General features: G+C 30.0%; 19 protein-coding genes and 1 pseudogene. 12 read left to right on the top strand and 8 right to left on the bottom strand.

Annotated elements, in window-relative coordinates; genetic code table 11:
* Positions 1 to 181: 181 nt before the first annotated feature.
* From HMPREF2953_RS04785 to HMPREF2953_RS04760, 7 genes and pseudogenes are all read left to right on the top strand, one after another.
* Positions 182 to 820: a redox-sensing transcriptional repressor Rex gene (locus tag HMPREF2953_RS04785; protein ID WP_017175284.1), complete on the top strand. Its 639-nt coding sequence runs from the start codon at positions 182 to 184 to the stop codon at positions 818 to 820.
* Between the two features lie 143 nt (positions 821 to 963).
* On the top strand, positions 964 to 2,052 hold the full coding sequence (locus HMPREF2953_RS04780; RefSeq protein ID WP_176746033.1) for a YeeE/YedE family protein: 1,089 nt from the start codon (positions 964 to 966) through the stop codon (positions 2,050 to 2,052).
* Between the two features lie 17 nt (positions 2,053 to 2,069).
* On the top strand, positions 2,070 to 2,294 hold the full coding sequence (locus HMPREF2953_RS04775; RefSeq protein ID WP_002448268.1) for a sulfurtransferase TusA family protein: 225 nt from the start codon (positions 2,070 to 2,072) through the stop codon (positions 2,292 to 2,294).
* A gap of 110 nt (positions 2,295 to 2,404) precedes the next feature.
* Entirely contained in the window at positions 2,405 to 3,649 is a 1,245-nt protein-coding gene (locus tag HMPREF2953_RS04770; RefSeq protein WP_049336643.1) for an ammonium transporter, read from the top strand.
* Positions 3,650 to 3,754: 105 nt separating this feature from the next.
* Positions 3,755 to 3,822 (top strand): annotated as a pseudogene (locus tag HMPREF2953_RS11795) (LacI family DNA-binding transcriptional regulator); the annotation flags it as partial.
* A gap of 81 nt (positions 3,823 to 3,903) precedes the next feature.
* A complete protein-coding gene (locus HMPREF2953_RS04765) occupies positions 3,904 to 5,391 on the top strand; it encodes a sucrose-6-phosphate hydrolase (RefSeq protein WP_070672070.1) in 1,488 nt (495 codons plus the stop codon).
* Positions 5,392 to 6,351 (top strand): carbohydrate kinase family protein, encoded by a 960-nt coding sequence (locus tag HMPREF2953_RS04760; protein ID WP_070672068.1) that lies wholly within the window; start codon positions 5,392 to 5,394, stop codon positions 6,349 to 6,351. It begins immediately after the preceding gene.
* A 50-nt stretch (positions 6,352 to 6,401) separates the two neighbouring features.
* Here HMPREF2953_RS04760 and agrA read toward each other — a convergent pair whose 3' ends face one another.
* The 6 genes from agrA to HMPREF2953_RS04730 all read right to left on the bottom strand — a co-directional run bounded on the left by agrA (position 6,402) and on the right by HMPREF2953_RS04730 (position 11,395).
* On the bottom strand, positions 6,402 to 7,118 hold the full coding sequence (gene agrA / locus HMPREF2953_RS04755; RefSeq protein WP_002455088.1) for a quorum-sensing response regulator AgrA: 717 nt from the start codon (positions 7,116 to 7,118) through the stop codon (positions 6,402 to 6,404).
* 12 nt (positions 7,119 to 7,130) lie between these two features.
* Entirely contained in the window at positions 7,131 to 8,420 is a 1,290-nt protein-coding gene (gene agrC, locus HMPREF2953_RS04750; RefSeq protein WP_070672067.1) for a quorum-sensing sensor histidine kinase AgrC, read from the bottom strand.
* 24 nt (positions 8,421 to 8,444) lie between these two features.
* Positions 8,445 to 8,585: a cyclic lactone autoinducer peptide AgrD gene (agrD, locus tag HMPREF2953_RS04745; RefSeq protein ID WP_070672065.1), complete on the bottom strand. Its 141-nt coding sequence runs from the start codon at positions 8,583 to 8,585 to the stop codon at positions 8,445 to 8,447.
* Between the two features lie 2 nt (positions 8,586 to 8,587).
* Positions 8,588 to 9,154, bottom strand: a complete 567-nt coding sequence (locus tag HMPREF2953_RS04740; protein ID WP_002455090.1) for an accessory gene regulator AgrB — start codon at positions 9,152 to 9,154, stop codon at positions 8,588 to 8,590.
* Between the two features lie 701 nt (positions 9,155 to 9,855).
* Positions 9,856 to 10,641: a carbon-nitrogen family hydrolase gene (locus HMPREF2953_RS04735; RefSeq protein WP_070672063.1), complete on the bottom strand. Its 786-nt coding sequence runs from the start codon at positions 10,639 to 10,641 to the stop codon at positions 9,856 to 9,858.
* A gap of 130 nt (positions 10,642 to 10,771) precedes the next feature.
* Positions 10,772 to 11,395, bottom strand: coding sequence for a nitroreductase family protein (locus HMPREF2953_RS04730; RefSeq protein ID WP_070672061.1), 624 nt, complete (start codon positions 11,393 to 11,395; stop codon positions 10,772 to 10,774).
* Between the two features lie 178 nt (positions 11,396 to 11,573).
* Here HMPREF2953_RS04730 and HMPREF2953_RS04725 point away from each other — a divergent pair, with 178 nt between their 5' ends.
* Positions 11,574 to 13,085 (top strand): SdrH family protein, encoded by a 1,512-nt coding sequence (locus HMPREF2953_RS04725; protein WP_070672058.1) that lies wholly within the window; start codon positions 11,574 to 11,576, stop codon positions 13,083 to 13,085.
* Between the two features lie 55 nt (positions 13,086 to 13,140).
* Here the strand turns inward: HMPREF2953_RS04725 and mroQ are convergent, their stop codons facing one another.
* Positions 13,141 to 13,881, bottom strand: a complete 741-nt coding sequence (gene mroQ / locus HMPREF2953_RS04720; RefSeq protein WP_070672057.1) for an intramembrane glutamic endopeptidase MroQ — start codon at positions 13,879 to 13,881, stop codon at positions 13,141 to 13,143.
* Between the two features lie 174 nt (positions 13,882 to 14,055).
* Between mroQ and groES the strand changes: the two genes are divergently transcribed.
* The 4 genes from groES (at position 14,056) to HMPREF2953_RS04700 (ending at position 17,590) form a co-directional block, all read left to right on the top strand.
* A complete protein-coding gene (gene groES / locus HMPREF2953_RS04715) occupies positions 14,056 to 14,343 on the top strand; it encodes a co-chaperone GroES (RefSeq protein ID WP_002450026.1) in 288 nt (95 codons plus the stop codon).
* Between the two features lie 56 nt (positions 14,344 to 14,399).
* The gene (gene groL, locus HMPREF2953_RS04710; protein ID WP_002450059.1) at positions 14,400 to 16,019 is read left to right on the top strand and encodes a chaperonin GroEL; all 1,620 of its coding nucleotides are present in this window, start codon (positions 14,400 to 14,402) and stop codon (positions 16,017 to 16,019) included.
* A gap of 567 nt (positions 16,020 to 16,586) precedes the next feature.
* On the top strand, positions 16,587 to 16,736 hold the full coding sequence (locus HMPREF2953_RS04705; protein ID WP_002455097.1) for a hypothetical protein: 150 nt from the start codon (positions 16,587 to 16,589) through the stop codon (positions 16,734 to 16,736).
* A 182-nt stretch (positions 16,737 to 16,918) separates the two neighbouring features.
* Positions 16,919 to 17,590, top strand: coding sequence for a type 1 glutamine amidotransferase (locus tag HMPREF2953_RS04700; RefSeq protein ID WP_070672055.1), 672 nt, complete (start codon positions 16,919 to 16,921; stop codon positions 17,588 to 17,590).
* A 50-nt stretch (positions 17,591 to 17,640) separates the two neighbouring features.
* Here the strand turns inward: HMPREF2953_RS04700 and HMPREF2953_RS04695 are convergent, their stop codons facing one another.
* On the bottom strand, positions 17,641 to 18,927 hold the full coding sequence (locus tag HMPREF2953_RS04695; RefSeq protein ID WP_070672053.1) for an aminotransferase class I/II-fold pyridoxal phosphate-dependent enzyme: 1,287 nt from the start codon (positions 18,925 to 18,927) through the stop codon (positions 17,641 to 17,643).
* Positions 18,928 to 19,382 lie beyond the last annotated feature (455 nt).

Raw genomic sequence — 19,382 nt, 5'->3', positions numbered from 1 at the left:
ATCATTTTACAATATAAGGTATGCTTAGGAAACTAAGATATTTATTTTTGAAATAGGTTACGGTATAATATTGCAGTATCCATAATAGGCATTATATATATTTCACTAAAATAACTAATTGCACTCTAGTTAGTTTGAATATATAGATTAAAAAGTTCAAACAAAAAGGGGGACATTGCATATGCCTCAAAATCAATCAAAAATACCTCGCGCTACATTAAAACGTTTACCTTTATATTATCGATTTGTTAATTCATTAAAAATTAAAGGTATTGATCGCGTGAGTTCTAAAACAATTAGTGAAGCTTTAGATATTGAATCAGCTACGATAAGAAGAGATTTTTCTTATTTTGGTGAGTTAGGTAAGAAAGGATATGGCTATAACGTTGAGAGTCTTTTAGAATTCTTTAAAACGGAGATTAGCGATAGTAATAATATTCACATTGCTATTGTTGGTGTAGGGAATTTAGGACGTGCATTACTTACTTACAATTTTTCAATACATGATGAAATGACAATTACAGCTGCATTTGATATTGATAAAGATATTGTTGGTACAAAAGTTGGAAAAGTGACAGTAAAGCATATTGATGATATTTCATCTGAACTTCAAAAACAGAATATTAATGTAGTGATTCTTACTACACCAGGAAGTGTGGCACAATCTGTTTCAGATCGACTTATTAAGGCAGATGTAAAAGGTATCTTAAACTTTACTCCTGCTAGAATTGATGTGCCAAATGATGTTCAAGTTCATCATATCGATTTAGGTATCGAATTACAATCACTATTATTCTTTATGAAAAACTCTTCAAATTAATATTAAATTATTTTTTAAAGCTACAATGCATTTGCATTATAGCTTTTTTTATAAATATATTAATTCAATGGAAAATATTGAAATAGGTTAGTTAATCCATTATAATACCTTAGTAAATCAATCGGGAAAGGGTGTTTTATTTGATTTGGATGATTATTAGTGGATTAATCGTTGGCCTATTATTAGGTTTTGTTATGCAACGTACACGTTTTTGTCTTACTGGCGGATTTAGAGATATGTATGTTCAAAAAAATAATAAAATGTTTTATGCTTTGTTAGTGGCAATTACAGTACAAAGTATAGGCTTACTAGTTTTAACTGGTTTTGATGTATTAACAGTTTCTTATCAAACATTTCCAGTAATAGGTACGATTATTGGTTCATTTGTGTTTGGTATTGGTATAGTATTAGCTGGCGGATGTGCAACTGGCACATGGTATCGAGCTGGGGAAGGATTAATTGGTAGTTGGGTTGCTTTAATTATGTATGCTTTATCAGCAACAATTACAAAAGCTGGAATTCTATTACCTTTAATGAATAAAATTAATAAACCAACGAATGTAAATGCTAGTATGTCACAAACGACAGGCATACCAAGTTGGATATTAGTTATTATATTAACAGGTGTAACATTATTCTTAGTTATCCGTACATTACGTAAACCAAAACCCAAAATTGCTGTACCCAAATTAAAGCAAAGATATTCAGGAATACGACATTATTTATTTGAAAAGCGCTATCATCCATTTGTAGCTGGAATTATTGTAGGATTGATTGCTTTATTAGCATGGCCTATGAGTTATTCTACTGGACGTGAAGATGGATTAGGTATCACTACTCCATCAGCACATATTGTTCAATTCTTAATGAGTGGAGATTTAAAATTTATCGATTGGGGCGTTTTTTTAGTATTAGGTATATTTATTGGATCATATATTGCTGCTAGAGGAGCAAAAGAATTTAAATGGCGTTTACCAGATAAAATTACTATTAGAAATAGTGCTATTGGTGGTATATGCATGGGATTTGGTGCTTCAGTTGCTGGGGGTTGTTCCATTGGTAATGGATTAGTGGCGACTGCAACACTAAGTTGGCAAGGTTGGATTGCTTTAGCATCGATGATATTAGGTACATGGTTTATGAGTTACTTTATTTTCGTAAGACCAATGAAACAAATTCAAAAACAAATAGCTCAATCTACTCAAATATCTAAACAAACTCAAACAACTTAATTATTGGAGGACTGAATATGTTATACGAATTAGGAACTGTTGGAATGGTATGTCCATTTCCACTTATTGAAGCACAAAAGAAAATGGAAACATTAAAAAATGGTGACGAATTAAAAATAGACTTTGATTGCACTCAAGCAACTGAAGCAATTCCAAACTGGGCAGCAGAACAGGGGTATCCTGTAACAAACTATGAACAACTTGATGATGCTTCATGGACAATCACAGTTCAAAAAGCTTAAGTTTTTCTTTATAAATGTAATGTAATATGACAAATTGTGTCATTTAATCTTACGTGTTTTTGCTATTCTTAAAAACTATTAATATGATGTTTTTTAAGGAAGTGGTAAAAATGAAGATGGATGACACAATTTTTTTATTTCTGTGTATTTTATTAGTTTGGTTAATGACACCGGGATTGAGTTTATTTTATGGAGGCTTAGTTCAATCTAAAAATGTTTTAAATACAGTGATGCAAAGTATGGCCGCTATCATTATTGTTACGTTTACATGGGTGGTCATTGGGTTTTCTCTTAGTTTTGGTCATGGAAATGATTGGATAGGTAATTTTGATTTTATTGGTTTGCAACATGTAGGATTTAATACGAATGTTCAATTTAGTCCACATATTCCGTTTGCCTTATTTATGTTATTTCAGATGATGTTTTGTACTATTGCAGTTTCCATTTTATCAGGTTCAATTGCTGAGCGAATGAGATTTATTCCTTTTATCATTTTTATATTTATATGGGTAATTATGATTTACAGTCCTGTAGCCCATTGGGTATGGGGCGGTGGTTGGATTCAACAACTTGAGGCTTTAGATTATGCTGGAGGTACTGTGGTACATATTACATCAGGAGTATCAGGATTAGTATTAGCAATAATGATAGGTCACGGAAAAAAAGTAGAAAAACTACAGCCGAATAATTTACTTATTACACTTATAGGTGGTATTTTTGTTTGGATAGGATGGTACGGTTTTAATACAGGAAGTGCGTTTACTTTAAATGATATAGCAGTGATATCATTTGTAAATACTATCATCGCTGCAAGCGGAGGAGCATTTAGCTGGTTGATTCTTGAATACTTTTCTAATAAAAAGTTAAGCTTACTTGGTTTATTATCAGGTGTACTGTCAGGACTCGTAACCATTACACCAGCAGCTGGATTTGTAAACTACTTAAGTGCATACATTATCTCTATGATTGGTGGTATAGCATGTTATTTTGTGGTCAATTCTATAAAAGAAAAATTAAGATATAATGATACACTTGATGCCTTTGGTATTCATGGTGTTGGGGGTGTGATTGGTGCAATATTGACTGGTGTATTTCAATCACATAAAGTTAATAAAGATATATTAGATGGATTAATCTATACTGGTCATTTACATACTATATGGATACAATGTATTGCAGTTGTAGTAGTAGTCGTTTACTCGATTATTATAACTTTTATTATTGGAAAGACATTATCAATTTTTATGTCCCTTGCTACGACCGTTGAAGAAGATATGACAGGTTTAGATCAACTTGTGCATGGTGAAAAGGCATATTTTTATGGGGAATTAAATAAATTACATAAAAGGTATTGATATATATTTAAAATGTTAAAGTTTCATTAGTAAAACAGTATTTGAAGATAATCACGATATGATAAAATTAATATTATATTGATATTAATTTAGATGATTAGTCTATTGAAAAACATATCAGATATTGCAAAGTTTGCGGGAGTATCAAAAGTACAATTTCCCGCTTTTTAAATTATAGATTGTAAAGTCTTAAGACTAATTACCGTTACGATATTAAGTGATAAAATTAATACTAATGATTTAGGAGGACTAATATGACTGAGTGGTCAAGAGAACAACGCTATCGTCGTATTGAAGATGTGAACAAAGATGAATTAGAAGCGTTAAAGCATCGAATAGAACAATCAAGGTATCGTCAACACTTTCATATTCAACCTGAAACAGGTTTATTAAATGATCCTAATGGATTGATGTTTTATAACGGAACATACTATGTATCTCACCAGTGGTTTCCATTGGGTGCTGTGCATGGACTGAAATATTGGTTTAATTATACTAGTAAAGATTTAGTGACATTTGAACCCAATGGGCCTATATTAAAGCCTGATACGATTTATGATAGTCCTGGGGTATATAGTGGAAGTGCTTTTGAATTTGAAGGAAACTTATATTACATGTATACAGGTAATCATCGAGATGAAGAATGGAAAAGATATTCGAGTCAAATGATTGCAAAAGTAAAACAAGATGGTTCAATTGAAAAATTAAATAAGCCTGTGATTGCTCATCAACCTGAAGGATATACAAGTCATTTTAGAGATCCAAAAGTATTTAAACATCATGAAGAATATTATGCAATATTAGGTGTCCAAACTCAACAAGAATTAGGACGTTTACTTTTGTACAAAATGATACATCGACAGATTGACCAATGGGAATATATTGGAGAAATTACAACCGAACTAGAAGATTTTGGCTATATGTGGGAATGTCCAGACTATTTTAGTTTAAATGGACAAGATGTCATTATTTTTAGTCCTCAAGGTATTGATGCAAAAGATGAAAAATATAGAAATATTTATCAATCTGGATATCTAATCGGTCATCTAAATTTCGATACATTAGAATTCAAACATGAGACATTTATAGAACTTGATAATGGTTTTGATTTTTATGCGCCACAAACGTTTATAGATGAATATGGTAAGCGTATTTTAATTGGGTGGATGGGATTACCAGATACTCACTATCCTACAGATGAAGAAGATTGGGCACATTGTTTAACGATACCTAGAGAGTTAACAATCGAAGAAGGACGGTTACGCCAACGTCCTTTGAAAGCGTTAGAGACGTTACGTCAAAATAAAGAAACAGCATTAGGTTATGCTAACAAATATAATACAACACTTCATCCTTACGAAGGTACGCAATATGAGCTTATTATTGATATTTTAGAAAATGAAGCAACAGAAATATATTTTGAATTAAGAGCATCTAAGTTAAATTCAACATTAATTTCTTATAATACTAGGGAGCAAAAGATTACATTAGATCGATCAGAAAGTGGTGCATTACCTAGTAATGTTGAAGGTGTGACAAGATCTACATATTTAGATTCGCCATTAAAACAATTACACATTTTTGTGGATACGTCAAGTATTGAAATTTTTTGTAATGATGGAGAGTGTGTCTTAACGTCAAGAATTTTTCCTGATGAAAATGCTACAGCAATTCGCACATCTACAGAAACAGGTCAAGTTTATTTAAAATTTACTAAATATGACTTAGGGAGAGAAAAATAAATGAGGAAGTTATATGCTATTGGTGAAGCATTAATCGATTTTATTCCAAATAGAACAAATATTGAACTTAAAGATGTAACGCAGTTCAGTCGACAAGTTGGCGGGGCACCTGCTAATGTGGCAAGTGTGGCTAAAAAATTAGGTAGTAGGACAGAAATGGTTACACAATTAGGTAATGACGCTTTTGGAGATATTATCGTAGAGACGTTAGAGAAAATAGGCGTTGGTACAACATATATTAAACGAACACATGTAGCTAATACTGCACTCGCATTCGTTAGTTTAAAAGAAAATGGAGAACGAGATTTTTCTTTTTATCGTAAACCATCAGCTGACATGCTTTATCATGCTTCGAATTTAGATGAAATTAATATTTCTAATCAAGATGTTCTACATTTTTGTTCTGTTGATTTAATTGAATGTGATATGAAAAATGCACATCTTGCTATGATTGAAAAATTTGAAGCGGCTCATGGGATGATAGTGTTTGATCCAAATGTTAGATTACCATTATGGGATAGCGCAGAAGCGTGTAAAGCGACTATTCAGTCATTTCTTCCAAAAGCAAATATCATTAAAATTTCAGATGAAGAAATTGAATTTGTTACTGAAATAAGTGATGAACATAAAGCGATTCAATCTTTATTTAAAGGAAATGTTGAAGTAGTTATCTATACACAAGGAGACAAAGGAGCAACAGCCTATTTAAAAGATGGGACAATTATTCATCATCAAGGGTATAAAGTTGAAGCTGTTGACACTACTGGTGCCGGAGACGCGTTTATTGGTGCAGTCATTAATAGAATTTTAAATACAGAATTAACAGACATTACTTCTCTATTTAAAGAAAAAGGAGAAGAAATTTTAAAATTTAGTAATTTAGTAGCTGCAAAAGTAACTACTAAATATGGCGCTATTGAAAGTATTCCAAGTTTAGAAGAAGTTATTGAAGAACTTTAAAAAAGAGATTAAGAAACCCCTTCAGATATTAAAATGAAGGGGTTTTAATATTATATCTTTTTAACATTACGTACAGAGGCATAGCAATGCTCACCATTTCTGAAAGTTACAATTCGTTCTTTAGAATCGACTGAATCGATATTATGGCGATTTACAACAAAACTATTGTGACATCTGAAAAAACGATCATCGAGTTGTGCTAATTCTTTAAGATTTCCGTAGAATTCAATCTGACGGTTATCAAGATGTGCAATTAAACGATGGGATTTTGTAGACGATTCAAAGAACATGACATCATCATATTGTACATATATTGAATTGCTACCACGTTTTAATTCAATTGTTTCAACATTGCTTTCTTTTGAAAGTAATTTTAAACGTGTATGAGCAGTTTCAATGCAATCTATTATTCGCGTTTTTAGTTGATTAGGATCATCTTTAAAAATAAAATCCATTGCAGATACCTTATAGACAAATGTTAGGTAAGTGAGTTCACTATGACTTGTAACAAAGATGATATTCCCAATAGGATCATACTTTCGGATTTCACTTCCAAGTTTAATACCGTTAATATCAGCTTCCAATTGTATATCTAAAAAATAACATCCAACATCATTCATTTCTTTTGACTGTTCAATAATTTCATAAGGATCATCTGTCGCTAACGCTATTTCCATCGGTTTTTCTTCAATCATTATATAGTTGTTAATAATTGAAACCATATTTTCACGTTGTTTCACATCGTCTTCACAAATGAATATTTTCATTTTCTCACATCCTTATGGCATATTATTTATAATTTCTACTTTTTGAACGAAGTAGCCATTTTCTATAGTCGTATCAAGTAACACGTTTTCAGTAGTATCAGTAATTTCTTTTAAAGTCGTTAGACCAAGTCCTCTGTTATCTCCTTTAGTTGAAAAGGAGTCTTGAAATAATTCATGGATTTTCGGCATATCTTCTTTACATTTATTCATAACAATAAACATGACTGACGTTTCGACATTGATAAATGCAATTCTAATTAAGGCATCTTCTAATTCTTCTGAAGCCTCAATAGCGTTATCAATGATAATCCCAATGATACGACTTAAATCAACCGTATTCATCTCCATATGATCAATTAACTCTGGCACCTCAATACTAATAGGTATATTTTTTTCTTGAGCTTGTAAAATTTTAGTTGTTATCAATCCTTTAATAGCACGCACTTTTAAATTATCCGTACCATTAATTTTGATTGAGTTCATTTGAAGGTTATCTTTCATAGGAACAATATTATCATTAAAATATGTCTTTAAACCATCCATATCATTTTCTCTTATGTATTCTGACATTGTAGTAAGGATATTGACATAATCATGTCTAAACTTACGCATTTCATTATTAATCGATTCTATTTGTAGTGTGTATTCATAATACGTTTCAATTTCTTCCAAACTTTGCTTATAACGCATTTCTCTTAATGTGCTTATCGATATTAATATAATAACAATGACGAAAAAGAGAAGTATACTAATAAAAATTAAAGCATAACCTTTTAAAGTTGTTCCATTACTCTTAGGTATTTGAGAATACGTAGAAAGTATCATAAATGATGAAACTAATACTATAGAAATAACAAGTAAATAAGTTTTGTTAATTGCTAAATAAGATTTTTTAAGTCTTCTAAATAAAAATTTAAAAGAATAACCTAGGATAATAGAAATAAATGAAAAAATTATAGTATATGAAACAGCAACTAAAATAGTATTACTAATATAGAATCGCAAGAAAATTGATATAAAAAAACCTATAAAGTTACTTAAAAACATTAAGATTGCACTACTTAGGACAGCTAAAATAGAATATAACTTTACTTTTAAATATAAAAATATTACACAACTAATAAGTAAAAATAATAATAGAAAACTACCAAAAAAGTAATACAAAAAAGCAGAAGGGATTATAATCGCCAAAATGATTAAATAATCCCTTAAATTATATTTAATATCTAAAATAATTTTTGCAATTAAAAATAAAAGAAAACTTTGAAAAAAAGGTAAAGCTAAGTTTTCAAACAAATTCATAAGTCACACACTTTCTGACAAATACTATCTTTCTAAATTTGTTAACTCTTTAGGAACTTCTGATTCATCGAAATATCCATAGCATGTTGAATAAGTGGCAAGTGTACCAACAGTTTCTAAGATTAATGAGAATAGTTTAATGAATAAATCTGTAATAAATGTCATAATTAATAATCCTCCTTAGGAAAAAAGAATGGTAATAGTGTTGTACTTTCAAGTATCATACCTAATAAAATTAATTGTTTATATGGCTCTGGTACTATAATAGAAATAATGATTAAAACCACTACTAAAATAATAGACTTTATTTTTTTGCGAGGTTTTAGTCGTTCGGGTATAGGTTGTTTCTTAGTGGCAGCTGGTGCATAAATAATAATCAGTAATAATGCAAGGCCACTAACACTATACATGATACCCATATTAATATGATAGTAAGCAATAAGCCATGGTAAACCAACAAATAAGATTAAATTTTGAATATGGCATAGCAAAGTAGACTTTGCATGCGCCCCGTGTGCATTGTGTCGAATTAAAAAATAACTAATGTGTGTGATTAAAGTATACAAAAATGTATGGAATATGAGCGCAGCACCATATGTCACAATTGTTTTAGCAATATTACTAACAACCACTTGCATGCCTAATCGTACTTTTAAGAATTGGATATGATCAAGGTTGTTTTTCTTCTGTAAATAAGATGCAAAGTGCTCAATTTTATCATCAATTGCTTTCAATATTGTGCCACTCTCCTTGACTATATTATACAATTTTGCGCAATTAGTCTGTAAAATAATGCTTAACTGTTGAAATTTAATACTTAACTGTTAAAGTAATTCGATAACTCATATTTTACCATATAAAAATAAACAGTTTAGTAGAAAAAGTTGCAAGTTAAGAAATTTTTAATTACTTAAATGAATGTTATGTTTTAATATACTCATATCACATTAAAGTGATATCAACTTAATAATCTTAGTCTTTAAATTGTTAGTCTTTGTTTTATTCGAATAAATCTTTTTTTGATTTTGTTAGTAGTTGCGAAATTAAAAGTTGATTTATCGATGAGTTGTAAGGAATGTTTGTGTAGTTTGACTATGTATTTGTGATGATCGAGACCAATGGGTTATTCGATAATATCGATTTTCATAGTAAAATATTTCATTTATTTATTTCTTCGTGTAGTTCCATTCATTAATAAGCTATCCCAACTTATTGATGAGAAATGCATAAGACTCGCTGAAGTGTTAACTCAGTAGAAAATAATTAACTTAGCTATTCTGAATAGAAGGTAATTATTTTCAATATGCAAGCTATCATAACATTGTTATGCAATGTAATTTTTCATAATTAATAACATCCCCAAAAGATTGAAAAATAACTGTAAAACATTCCCTTAAGTAAAAGTCGTGAGTCTCTCCCAAGCTCACGACTTTTTTTATTTATATAAATGAGGTTTTAAATTTCTAAAGATTGGAATAGCATCTCTTTGGCGTGATACTTCTTGAATGTTGATATCAACTGAAATAGTAGCTTCTTCTCTGTTTAACTCAACAAGAATATCTCCATTAGGATTGATAATCATTGAATGTCCAGCGTATTCAGTATTTCCATCATGACCTGTGCCATTACATGCGACGATGAAAATATCATTTTCTATCGCTCTAGCTTGAAGTAAGCTTCTCCAATGATTAAGGCGAGATGTTGGCCATTCGGCGACATAAAATGCGATTTGAGCACCTTCTCTAGAGGGGTATCTTAGCAATTCAGGAAATCTTAAGTCATAGCATATAATTTGAGTGGCGAGCGCACCTGATGATAAAGTAAATGGTTCTGGAACTGTTTTTCCATCTTCTAAAAATTCTGGTTCATTTAGCATTGGAACTAAATGAACTTTATCATATTTGTTAATACGACGACCTTCTTTAGAAACAGTAAAAGCAGTATTATAAACTTTATTATTTCGTTTATTTGAAACAGATCCTGCGACGATATCAACTTGATATGTTTGAGCAAGATTCGAAATAAAAGGAAAACTACGTGATAATGCTTGATCTGCTTTTTCATTTAATTCTTCTAAAGCATAGCCATTGTTCCACATTTCTGGTAACACAACAACTTCAGTATCAGCATCTAATTGAGTATTAAACCATTCTGAAATTTTTTGTTCATTTTTCTCAACATTTCCATATTCGACATAAAATTGGAATATTTGTATTTTCACTTTAACCACTCCTCAACCTGCTTAATAATTTCAATTTACTAAATTTAGCTATGAAAAGCAAAATGAAGCACATTACAATTAAGGTAAAATGACTTAATTGAAATATGCTTCATTGATAAGTTTAAATTTATTATTTTTTAATAATAAATCGTTGATCAGTAGGGTGAATTTCTTTTTCACCAGCTTGTTCTTCAATATCACCAAATGGCATTTGTGCTACAAGTTTCCATGATGCTGGAATATCAAATGTTTGTGCTGTAATTTGATCAACTAGTGGATTATAGTGTTGTAACGATGCACCGATACCTTTTGAACTTAGTGCAGTCCAAATGGCGTATTGATGCATAGCATTTGTTTGAACAGCCCAGTTAGCAAAATTATCAGCATATGATGGCATTTGTTCTTGTAATGATTTTATCACATCTTCATCTTCAAAATATAAAATAGTTCCGTAGGCATGCTCGAAACCATTAATTCTTTGATCTGTAGATTCAAAGTCGCGATCTGGTCCCATTACATCTTTGAGTACAGTTTTAGCGTTTTCCCAGAATTTAATATGTTGATCGTTAAGTAATAAAACAATACGTGTTGATTGTGAATTAAAAGCTGAAGGCATATATTTTACAATATGTTCAATCAATTCCTCTAATTCTTCATCACTAATAGAAATAGATGTTTTAGTTTTATAAATTGTACGTCTGTTTTCAACTTCAGTTAAAAATGGTTTTGTGTTTTCTTTATCAAATAATCCCATCAGATAATCTCCTTTTTTTAATATATATCCAGTATAAAATTTATACTAGAATAAGTAAATTATTATATAACAAAAAATTTCATAAATATTAATATTCTTTATCAATTTGTTTATATACATGCATGATATTTTTTTATTCTTTATACTAAAACTGTTAAAAATAAGAGGAGGTCTCAGAATGATAAAACAAAACGTTATTCGAACAAGTCTTATTTTTGCTATAAGTACAATTATATTTAGTCACTATAGTTATGCTGAAACCTCTTCTAATATAGAGAGTGAAGGCGTAGATCAGAAAGTAAACCTACAAAAAACTTCTGACAATCAGCATTCTAAAATTGAACTAAGTAATGAAAATCAAAACATAAAAGAATTTAATCATACCAACGATGAAACTAGCAACACAGAAGAATCAAAAACAGAAGAATCACAACAAGAAAGCAACGAAACTAACAGTAAGGAAGAATCAACAGCAGAAGAATCACAACAAGAAAGTAACGAAACTAATAATACGAAAGAATCAACAGCAGAGGAATCACAACAAGAAAGTAACGAAACTAATAATACGGAAGAATCAACAGCAGAGGAATCACAAGAAGAAAGCGAAGAGCCTAACAGCACAAAAGAATCAACAGCAGAGGAATCACAAGAAGAAAGCGAAGAGTCTAATAGCACAAAAGAATCAATAGCAGAAGAGTCACAACAAAAAAGTAACGAAACTAATAGCTCTGAAGGATCAAAAAAAGAAAAAGTTAATGATAAGAATCAACAAAAGAGTGGAATAGAACATATTCATAAAAATAACACGTCATCTTCTAAAGAAAAAAATCATACTAAATATAAAACAGCACAAAAAAGTAAAAATTATAAAATTGATGATTCAACTATTTTTAAGCAAGAAGAACATCAAAATGTAAGGTCTAAATCAATGAAGTCGAAACAAAATCAAATCATACAACCATATAATGATAATATTTCATCTAATGTTTACTCAAAAACTACTTATCAAAAGGGTAAGTCTCAAAATAGTATTTCCAAAACAATGTTTAACCAATTGGTTTCACGACAACTAGTTGAAAACAATCATAATAATTTTGAACCAACACATTTAAAGCAAAATAATCTATATTTCCAAAGTGATAGAGGAAAAGAATCCACTTATCGAAATGCATATCAAATAGAGTCAAGATTTTCAGAAAATATCTTAAATAGGTTTAATCAATATGCAAAAGGTGCTTATAAGTACAACCCTTATATTATTAATAAGGTTAATCATTTAGATGATAATGGTGAAAAGATAACAAATAAAGATTTTAATCGTTTAATTAAGAAACAAAAATTTGATAATCAAAATCTAAATATATTACAAGAGGATTCTCAATACTTTAGATTTCAATATTTTAATCCACTTAATGCTAAAGAATATTATAAAAATTTAGATGAGCAAGTTTTATCATTAATTACAAGTGACATTGGCTCTATGCCTGATTTAAAAAAGCCAAAAACAATTCATAAGGATGAAGTAGAAGAAGAACAACATAAAAAAGTCATTACTTCTTCTCATAAAAAAACAGAATCAAAATCATATATAAAAACTTTGAATATGGTACTGATTCCTACTTTAATTTTAATATCTTCCGCTGTAATGATAATTTATGTATATCAAAATTTAAAAACGAAAAAAAAGTAAAAGCATCAAATGTCTAGAGCATTCGATGCTTTTATTTATTAAGATAAATTATATGCTAATTACACAAGTGAATAATAAATTGAGTTTGTTGTTTCAAATGATTTAATGAATCGCCAAGGAAAAATTGCATTACTACAACGAAGCCATTTTGAAATATATGAATAAGTATCGGCACAGAAATTCGTTTTGTTAAAGTATAAGCTAACGAAAGTATCATCCCCATACCAAAATAAATAAGAATAAATTTAATATCATTATGCGCTAATGCAAAAAGTAAAGAACTTACGGTAGAAGCAATTAAGAAGGCAATGATTCTATTTCCTTTAATTCGATCATATAGTTCACCAAAGAACACTTTTCTAAATACATATTCTTCTAAAATAGGGCCTACAACAGAAATTAATATAATAAAAATAGGAAGTTGTTTTGCTACAGCCATTATTCGTTGAGTATTTGGACTTTGTTGTGGTTGACCGAAAATCCATATATTAATCACGCCTACAATAACTTGATATAACATGACAATGAAAAAGCCAAGTATAGCCCATGGGATAATATAACGTTTTGATTCTTTATGTTCCTGCTCTAAGTTTGTAGGATTCTTAATTTTGAAATGAAGAAAGATGATTAAAATTGCTGCAAGTATAAATAAGATAACTTGAGTATACACCCCAGCTCTAGCTAAAGCCATACCTGATAAACGACTAAATATAGGCGTTTGTGCTAGAACTAAGGGTAAAAATTGTGCTAAAGCATATATAATTAATGTTAGTATTGCCACCCAAATTCTTGCCATTTGAAACCTCCAGATTAAATATCAATTATTCTTATTTTATCGTAAAACACTCAGATGTACAAAAGTAAGAGAGAGTTTTTACTTGAAATATTGACCAAATTTGATTATTATAAAAATTAGATTAGCACTCATTATATTAAAGTGCTAAATAGACCCTGCTAAGGAGGAACAATCATGCTTAAACCATTAGGAAATCGTGTGATTATCGAAAGAAAAGAACAAGAACAAACAACTAAAAGTGGAATCGTTTTAACTGATAGCGCAAAAGAAAAATCTAACGAAGGTGTTGTAGTTGCAGTAGGCAGCGGACGTCTTCTTGATAATGGTGAGACAGTTGCTCCCGAAGTAAAAGAAGGTGATTCAGTAGTATTTCAAGAATATGCTGGATCAGAGATTAAACGTGGAGAAGAAAGCTATTTAATTTTAAATGTAGAAGATATATTAGCAATTATAGAAAAGTAAAAATAACTATATAAAATTGTCGAAAAACAGGATTAATATTAATGGAGGTTGTATAAATGGCTAAAGATCTTAAATTTTCAGAAGATGCACGACAAGCAATGTTACGTGGTGTGGATAAATTAGCAAACGCTGTTAAAGTAACAATTGGTCCTAAAGGTCGAAATGTTGTATTAGATAAAGAATATGTTGCACCTTTAATTACAAACGATGGTGTAACAATTGCCAAAGAAATTGAATTAGAAGATCCATATGAAAATATGGGTGCTAAGTTAGTTCAAGAAGTAGCAAATAAAACAAATGAAATTGCTGGTGATGGTACTACAACTGCTACAGTATTAGCACAAGCAATGATTCAAGAAGGTTTGAAAAACGTAACAAGTGGTGCAAATCCAGTTGGTTTACGTGAAGGCATTGATAAAGCAGTCAGAGTAGCAGTTGAAGCATTACATGACATTTCTCAAAAAGTTGAAAATAAAAATGAAATCGCACAAGTAGGTGCAATTTCTGCTGCTGATGAAGAAATTGGTAAATATATTTCTGAAGCAATGGATAAAGTAGGTAATGACGGTGTTATTACAATTGAAGAATCTAATGGACTTGATACGGAATTAGAAGTTGTAGAAGGTATGCAATTTGATAGAGGTTATCAATCTCCATATATGGTAACAGATTCTGATAAAATGATTGCGGAATTAGAAAGACCATATATTTTAGTTACAGATAAGAAAATTTCATCATTCCAAGATATATTACCTTTATTAGAACAAGTTGTTCAATCAAGCCGACCAATCTTAATCGTGGCAGATGAAGTTGAAGGTGATGCATTAACAAATATTGTATTAAACCGCATGAGAGGTACTTTCACTGCTGTAGCTGTTAAAGCACCTGGCTTTGGTGATCGTCGTAAAGCAATGTTAGAAGATTTAGCAATATTGACTGGTGCAACAGTGATTACAGATGATTTAGGATTAGAATTAAAAGATGCTTCTATTGATATGTTAGGTACTGCAAATAAAGTAGAAGTAACAAAAGATAATACAACTGTTGTTGATGGTGATGGAGACGATAACAGTATTGATGCACGAGTAAGTCAAATCAAAGCACAAATTGAAGAAACTGATTCAGACTTTGATAGAGAAAAATTACAAGAACGTCTTGCTAAATTAGCTGGTGGTGTAGCAGTGATAAAAGTAGGTGCTGCTTCTGAAACAGAATTAAAAGAACGTAAATTACGTATTGAAGATGCATTAAATTCTACACGCGCTGCAGTTGAAGAAGGTATTGTTGCAGGTGGTGGTACAGCTTTAGTTAATATCTATAATAAAGTTGAAGAAATAGAAGCGGAAGGCGATGTTGCGACAGGTGTTAATATTGTACTTAAAGCTTTATCAGCACCAGTACGCCAAATTGCTGAAAATGCTGGATTAGAAGGTTCAGTTATTGTTGAAAGACTTAAACATGCTGATGCAGGTGTCGGATTCAATGCTGCTACAAACGAGTGGGTGAATATGCTTGAAGAAGGTATTGTAGATCCTACTAAGGTAACACGTTCAGCTTTACAACACGCTGCAAGTGTTGCTGCAATGTTCTTAACTACTGAAGCGGTAGTTGCAAATATTCCAGAACCTGAAAGTAATGACAATGCTGCAATGGGCGGTATGCCAGGTATGATGTAAAAACACCTATAAATGTTGATATATCAATGTTTTGTGTTTTTACTGGTCATGGTTATAGAAATTTAGAAAATATAATAAAAAGACTGATAAGTTCATTTTGAAGTGCGCTCAGTCAAATAGACAAGTAAATAATTAAAAGATATGGTTGGTTTTGTTTTATGCAAAATCAGCCATTTTTAATGTTAGTTTTTTGTATTAAAAAAGTAGATATATTCTTTAATTACTTATTTAATTTCACTGATATCTTTAAATATAATTTGAACAATTTTTACATAAAACTTGTCAAAATTTTACATCTTTTGATTTTTAACAATTTTATTTAATATACAAATTGAAAAAAAGATAATAAATAAAAATGCTAAATTTAATAATCAAAATAATAATATAGATTAATATAGTGATAAAAGAATTCTTGCTTTTTATATTTATGTTGTTATTTAATTTTCTGACGGTTTTGATTATAGAGTGAATCTGTACTGAAATATTGATTAGTTAATTCAAAATGATCCAGTCAAAGGTGATGTATGGGTTAAATGGTATGCAAAATTATTAAATGTTAATCCTAATATGAATATTGAACTAGCGTCTTCATTTGAACGTGGTGCTAGTAATGAAAAACTCAAAAAACATGGTGGAACACTGATTTATATTAGATGGAAAGATAGAATGAACCCTATTAAATACTATAGTGACTTAATAGAAAATAGAAAAGTATGAGTTTTATATTGGAGTCTATGGCAAAAAATGATTGTCTTAGATTCCTTTTATATATTGGAGTGCTTATAAAAGTTTTTTAAATATAAAAATTATATAATTTTTATAGTATTTATTTTAAGTGTTTCGAAGTATAATGATAGCAAAGATATAAATAAACATTGACTTTTAAAGGAGAATCAACAATGAGGATTAATATTTTACAACATACCCCTAATGAAGGTCCTGGAGTTATCAGAGATTGGGCTACCGAGCATCACCATGAATTATATATTTATCATCCTTATTTTAATAGTGGTATCCTTCCCAATGTTAAAGAAACAGATTTACTTATTATTTTAGGAGGACCCATGAGTCCTAATAATGAGGATAAATGGATTTTTGAAGAAAGAGAATTAATTCGCAATTTAATACAGCAAAATAAGCCAATATTTGGTATATGTTTTGGCGCTCAACAAATTACTAAAGCACTAGGATATACTGTAGGAAAATCTCCAGTAAAAGAAGTCGGTTGGAATAAAGTTTATCTTGAGTCATCCATCATTCCTAATATTCCAAAAGAATTGATGGCATTACATTGGCATGAAGAAACATTTTATATACCTAAAAATGCACAATTATTATTTTCAAGTCAATATTTAAAAAATCAAGGATTTATTTTGAATAATAATATTATCGGACTACAATTTCATTTTGAACCAAGTGCTCATGATATAAAAGAGATTATCATGAATGATGCTTCATATGTGTTTGATTCCGTATTAAATCAAACGCCAGAACAGATTCTTAACCAAGAAGTACCAAGAGAGAATAAAGAAGTAATGTTTAAATTGTTAGATTTTATTACAAGTCATTAAAAAATAGCGAGAACCTTCCTAGTTAGGTCTCTCGCTATTATACTTTTATGTTATTTTAAGTCATCAATTGCTTTAGCAATAGAATCAAAAACATGTGGAATATCGTTTTTTTCAACACAACTAAAAGCAATACGAATATCTGTATCATTAAGTGCAATAATACCAATTGAATAGTTGTCGATTAAATGAACACGAAGTTTTTCTGGGTTAACGCCGATTACTTTAAGTGCCATAAAGTATCCAGAGTTAAAATCATATGCTTGCCAATGTTGTTTATATTTTTCATCATAAACCACTTCTTTTGTTACTTCATAACGTTCTTGTAATGTTTTTACATTAGCTTGAATTTCTTTATCAAATTGTTCATGATTCTCTAGTATATATTTAATTGCACTTTGAGAAGGCATTGCTCCACTTGAAATATTACTTCTAATTAATCCTTTAACTTTAGCCTCTAATACGTCTTTAGCTTTTTGATTACTTAATCCAAATGTAAGAAAGCCAACACGTAAACCCCAAGCAAAAAATTCTTTAGTTGCACCGTCAAGGCGTATCGGTAAAATGTTTTTTGAATTTAATTGAGTAATTGCAGTAAAAATAGATTGTGTATAGACATCTTCATAAAATAAACCATAGTATGCATCATCTACGACTGTAATCACCTTAGTTCCTTTTTCTGCTAAGCGTTCAATTGCTGAGACAATTGTAAGAACTTCTTCTTTAGTAGGTGTATAGCCTGTTGGATTATTAGGATAGTTTAAGATAATAATAGCTTTATCTTGTTTAAAATTATCTAAAGTAGATACAAGTGAGTTTGTTGTATAATGTCCATCTTGATCGAAAATAGCATAAGTTTCAATATTTGCCTTATGTCTTGTATTAAAAATAAGTTTATAGTTTCCCCAGTTATGTGTTGGTAATAAAATTGTATCTTCATCATTTACAAATAAGTCAGCAACTAAAGATAAACCATGGGTTAATGCATTCGTCACGATCGGACGGCTTATAGATGAAGCTTTTAAACTAGGATTTTCTTTTAACATTTTTTGTTGCCATAAATCTCTTAAAGTTTCAATTCCTTGTGGCGGAGCATATGGGAAAATCTCATCAGGCGAAAGATGATTGTAGACATCAAATAATGTGTCTGCATACATTTTTCCTTTATCATTAGTTGCCATACCAATTGTTGCATTGTATTTTGTTGATTTAGCTTCTGCAGACTGAGACAGAATACCTTTGGGATAAAACATAGATTGACCTAATGTCGATAACATGCTTAATATTTCAGGACGGTCATCGCCTAGTTGATCGTTTAAATGTTGTGCTAAAGGATTCATTTTCATAACCTCGCTTTAAATTGTTATTCACATTATATATTATCTTGAATTAAACAAAATATAAAGTTTTCTAATAAAAATAAAGCAGAGAAGTGTTTTTATTAGAAAACAGAACGTATGTTCTGTTTGTGTGTTAAAATATATATAGGTCATCATGAGATATGACACTTTACTTTGTGGAGGTGTAGTGTAATGTCGTGGTTATTAGAAGGTTTAGTCACACTTATAACAGGGAGTATGCTAATTATATTTCGAGTTTGGTTAGAAACTAAGTGGAAAAATAAATAAGATGACCTTACACAAAAACCCCTTAACTTGATGTGGCAAGTTAGGGGGTGTAATGCAATTTGTGGATATAACACTATCTTAACATAGAACATATACAATTCAATTTTAATTAAATAAATGATTAATGCATATAAAATAAAAAATTTGATATAATTATTATAATGAGG

Origin of the sequence: Staphylococcus sp. HMSC072E01 (genome assembly GCF_001814125.1) — a bacterium.
GTDB lineage: Bacteria > Bacillota > Bacilli > Staphylococcales > Staphylococcaceae > Staphylococcus > Staphylococcus hominis.
The sequence above is the reverse complement of the archived record's forward strand: the minus strand, read 5'-3'. Positions and strand labels throughout refer to the sequence as shown.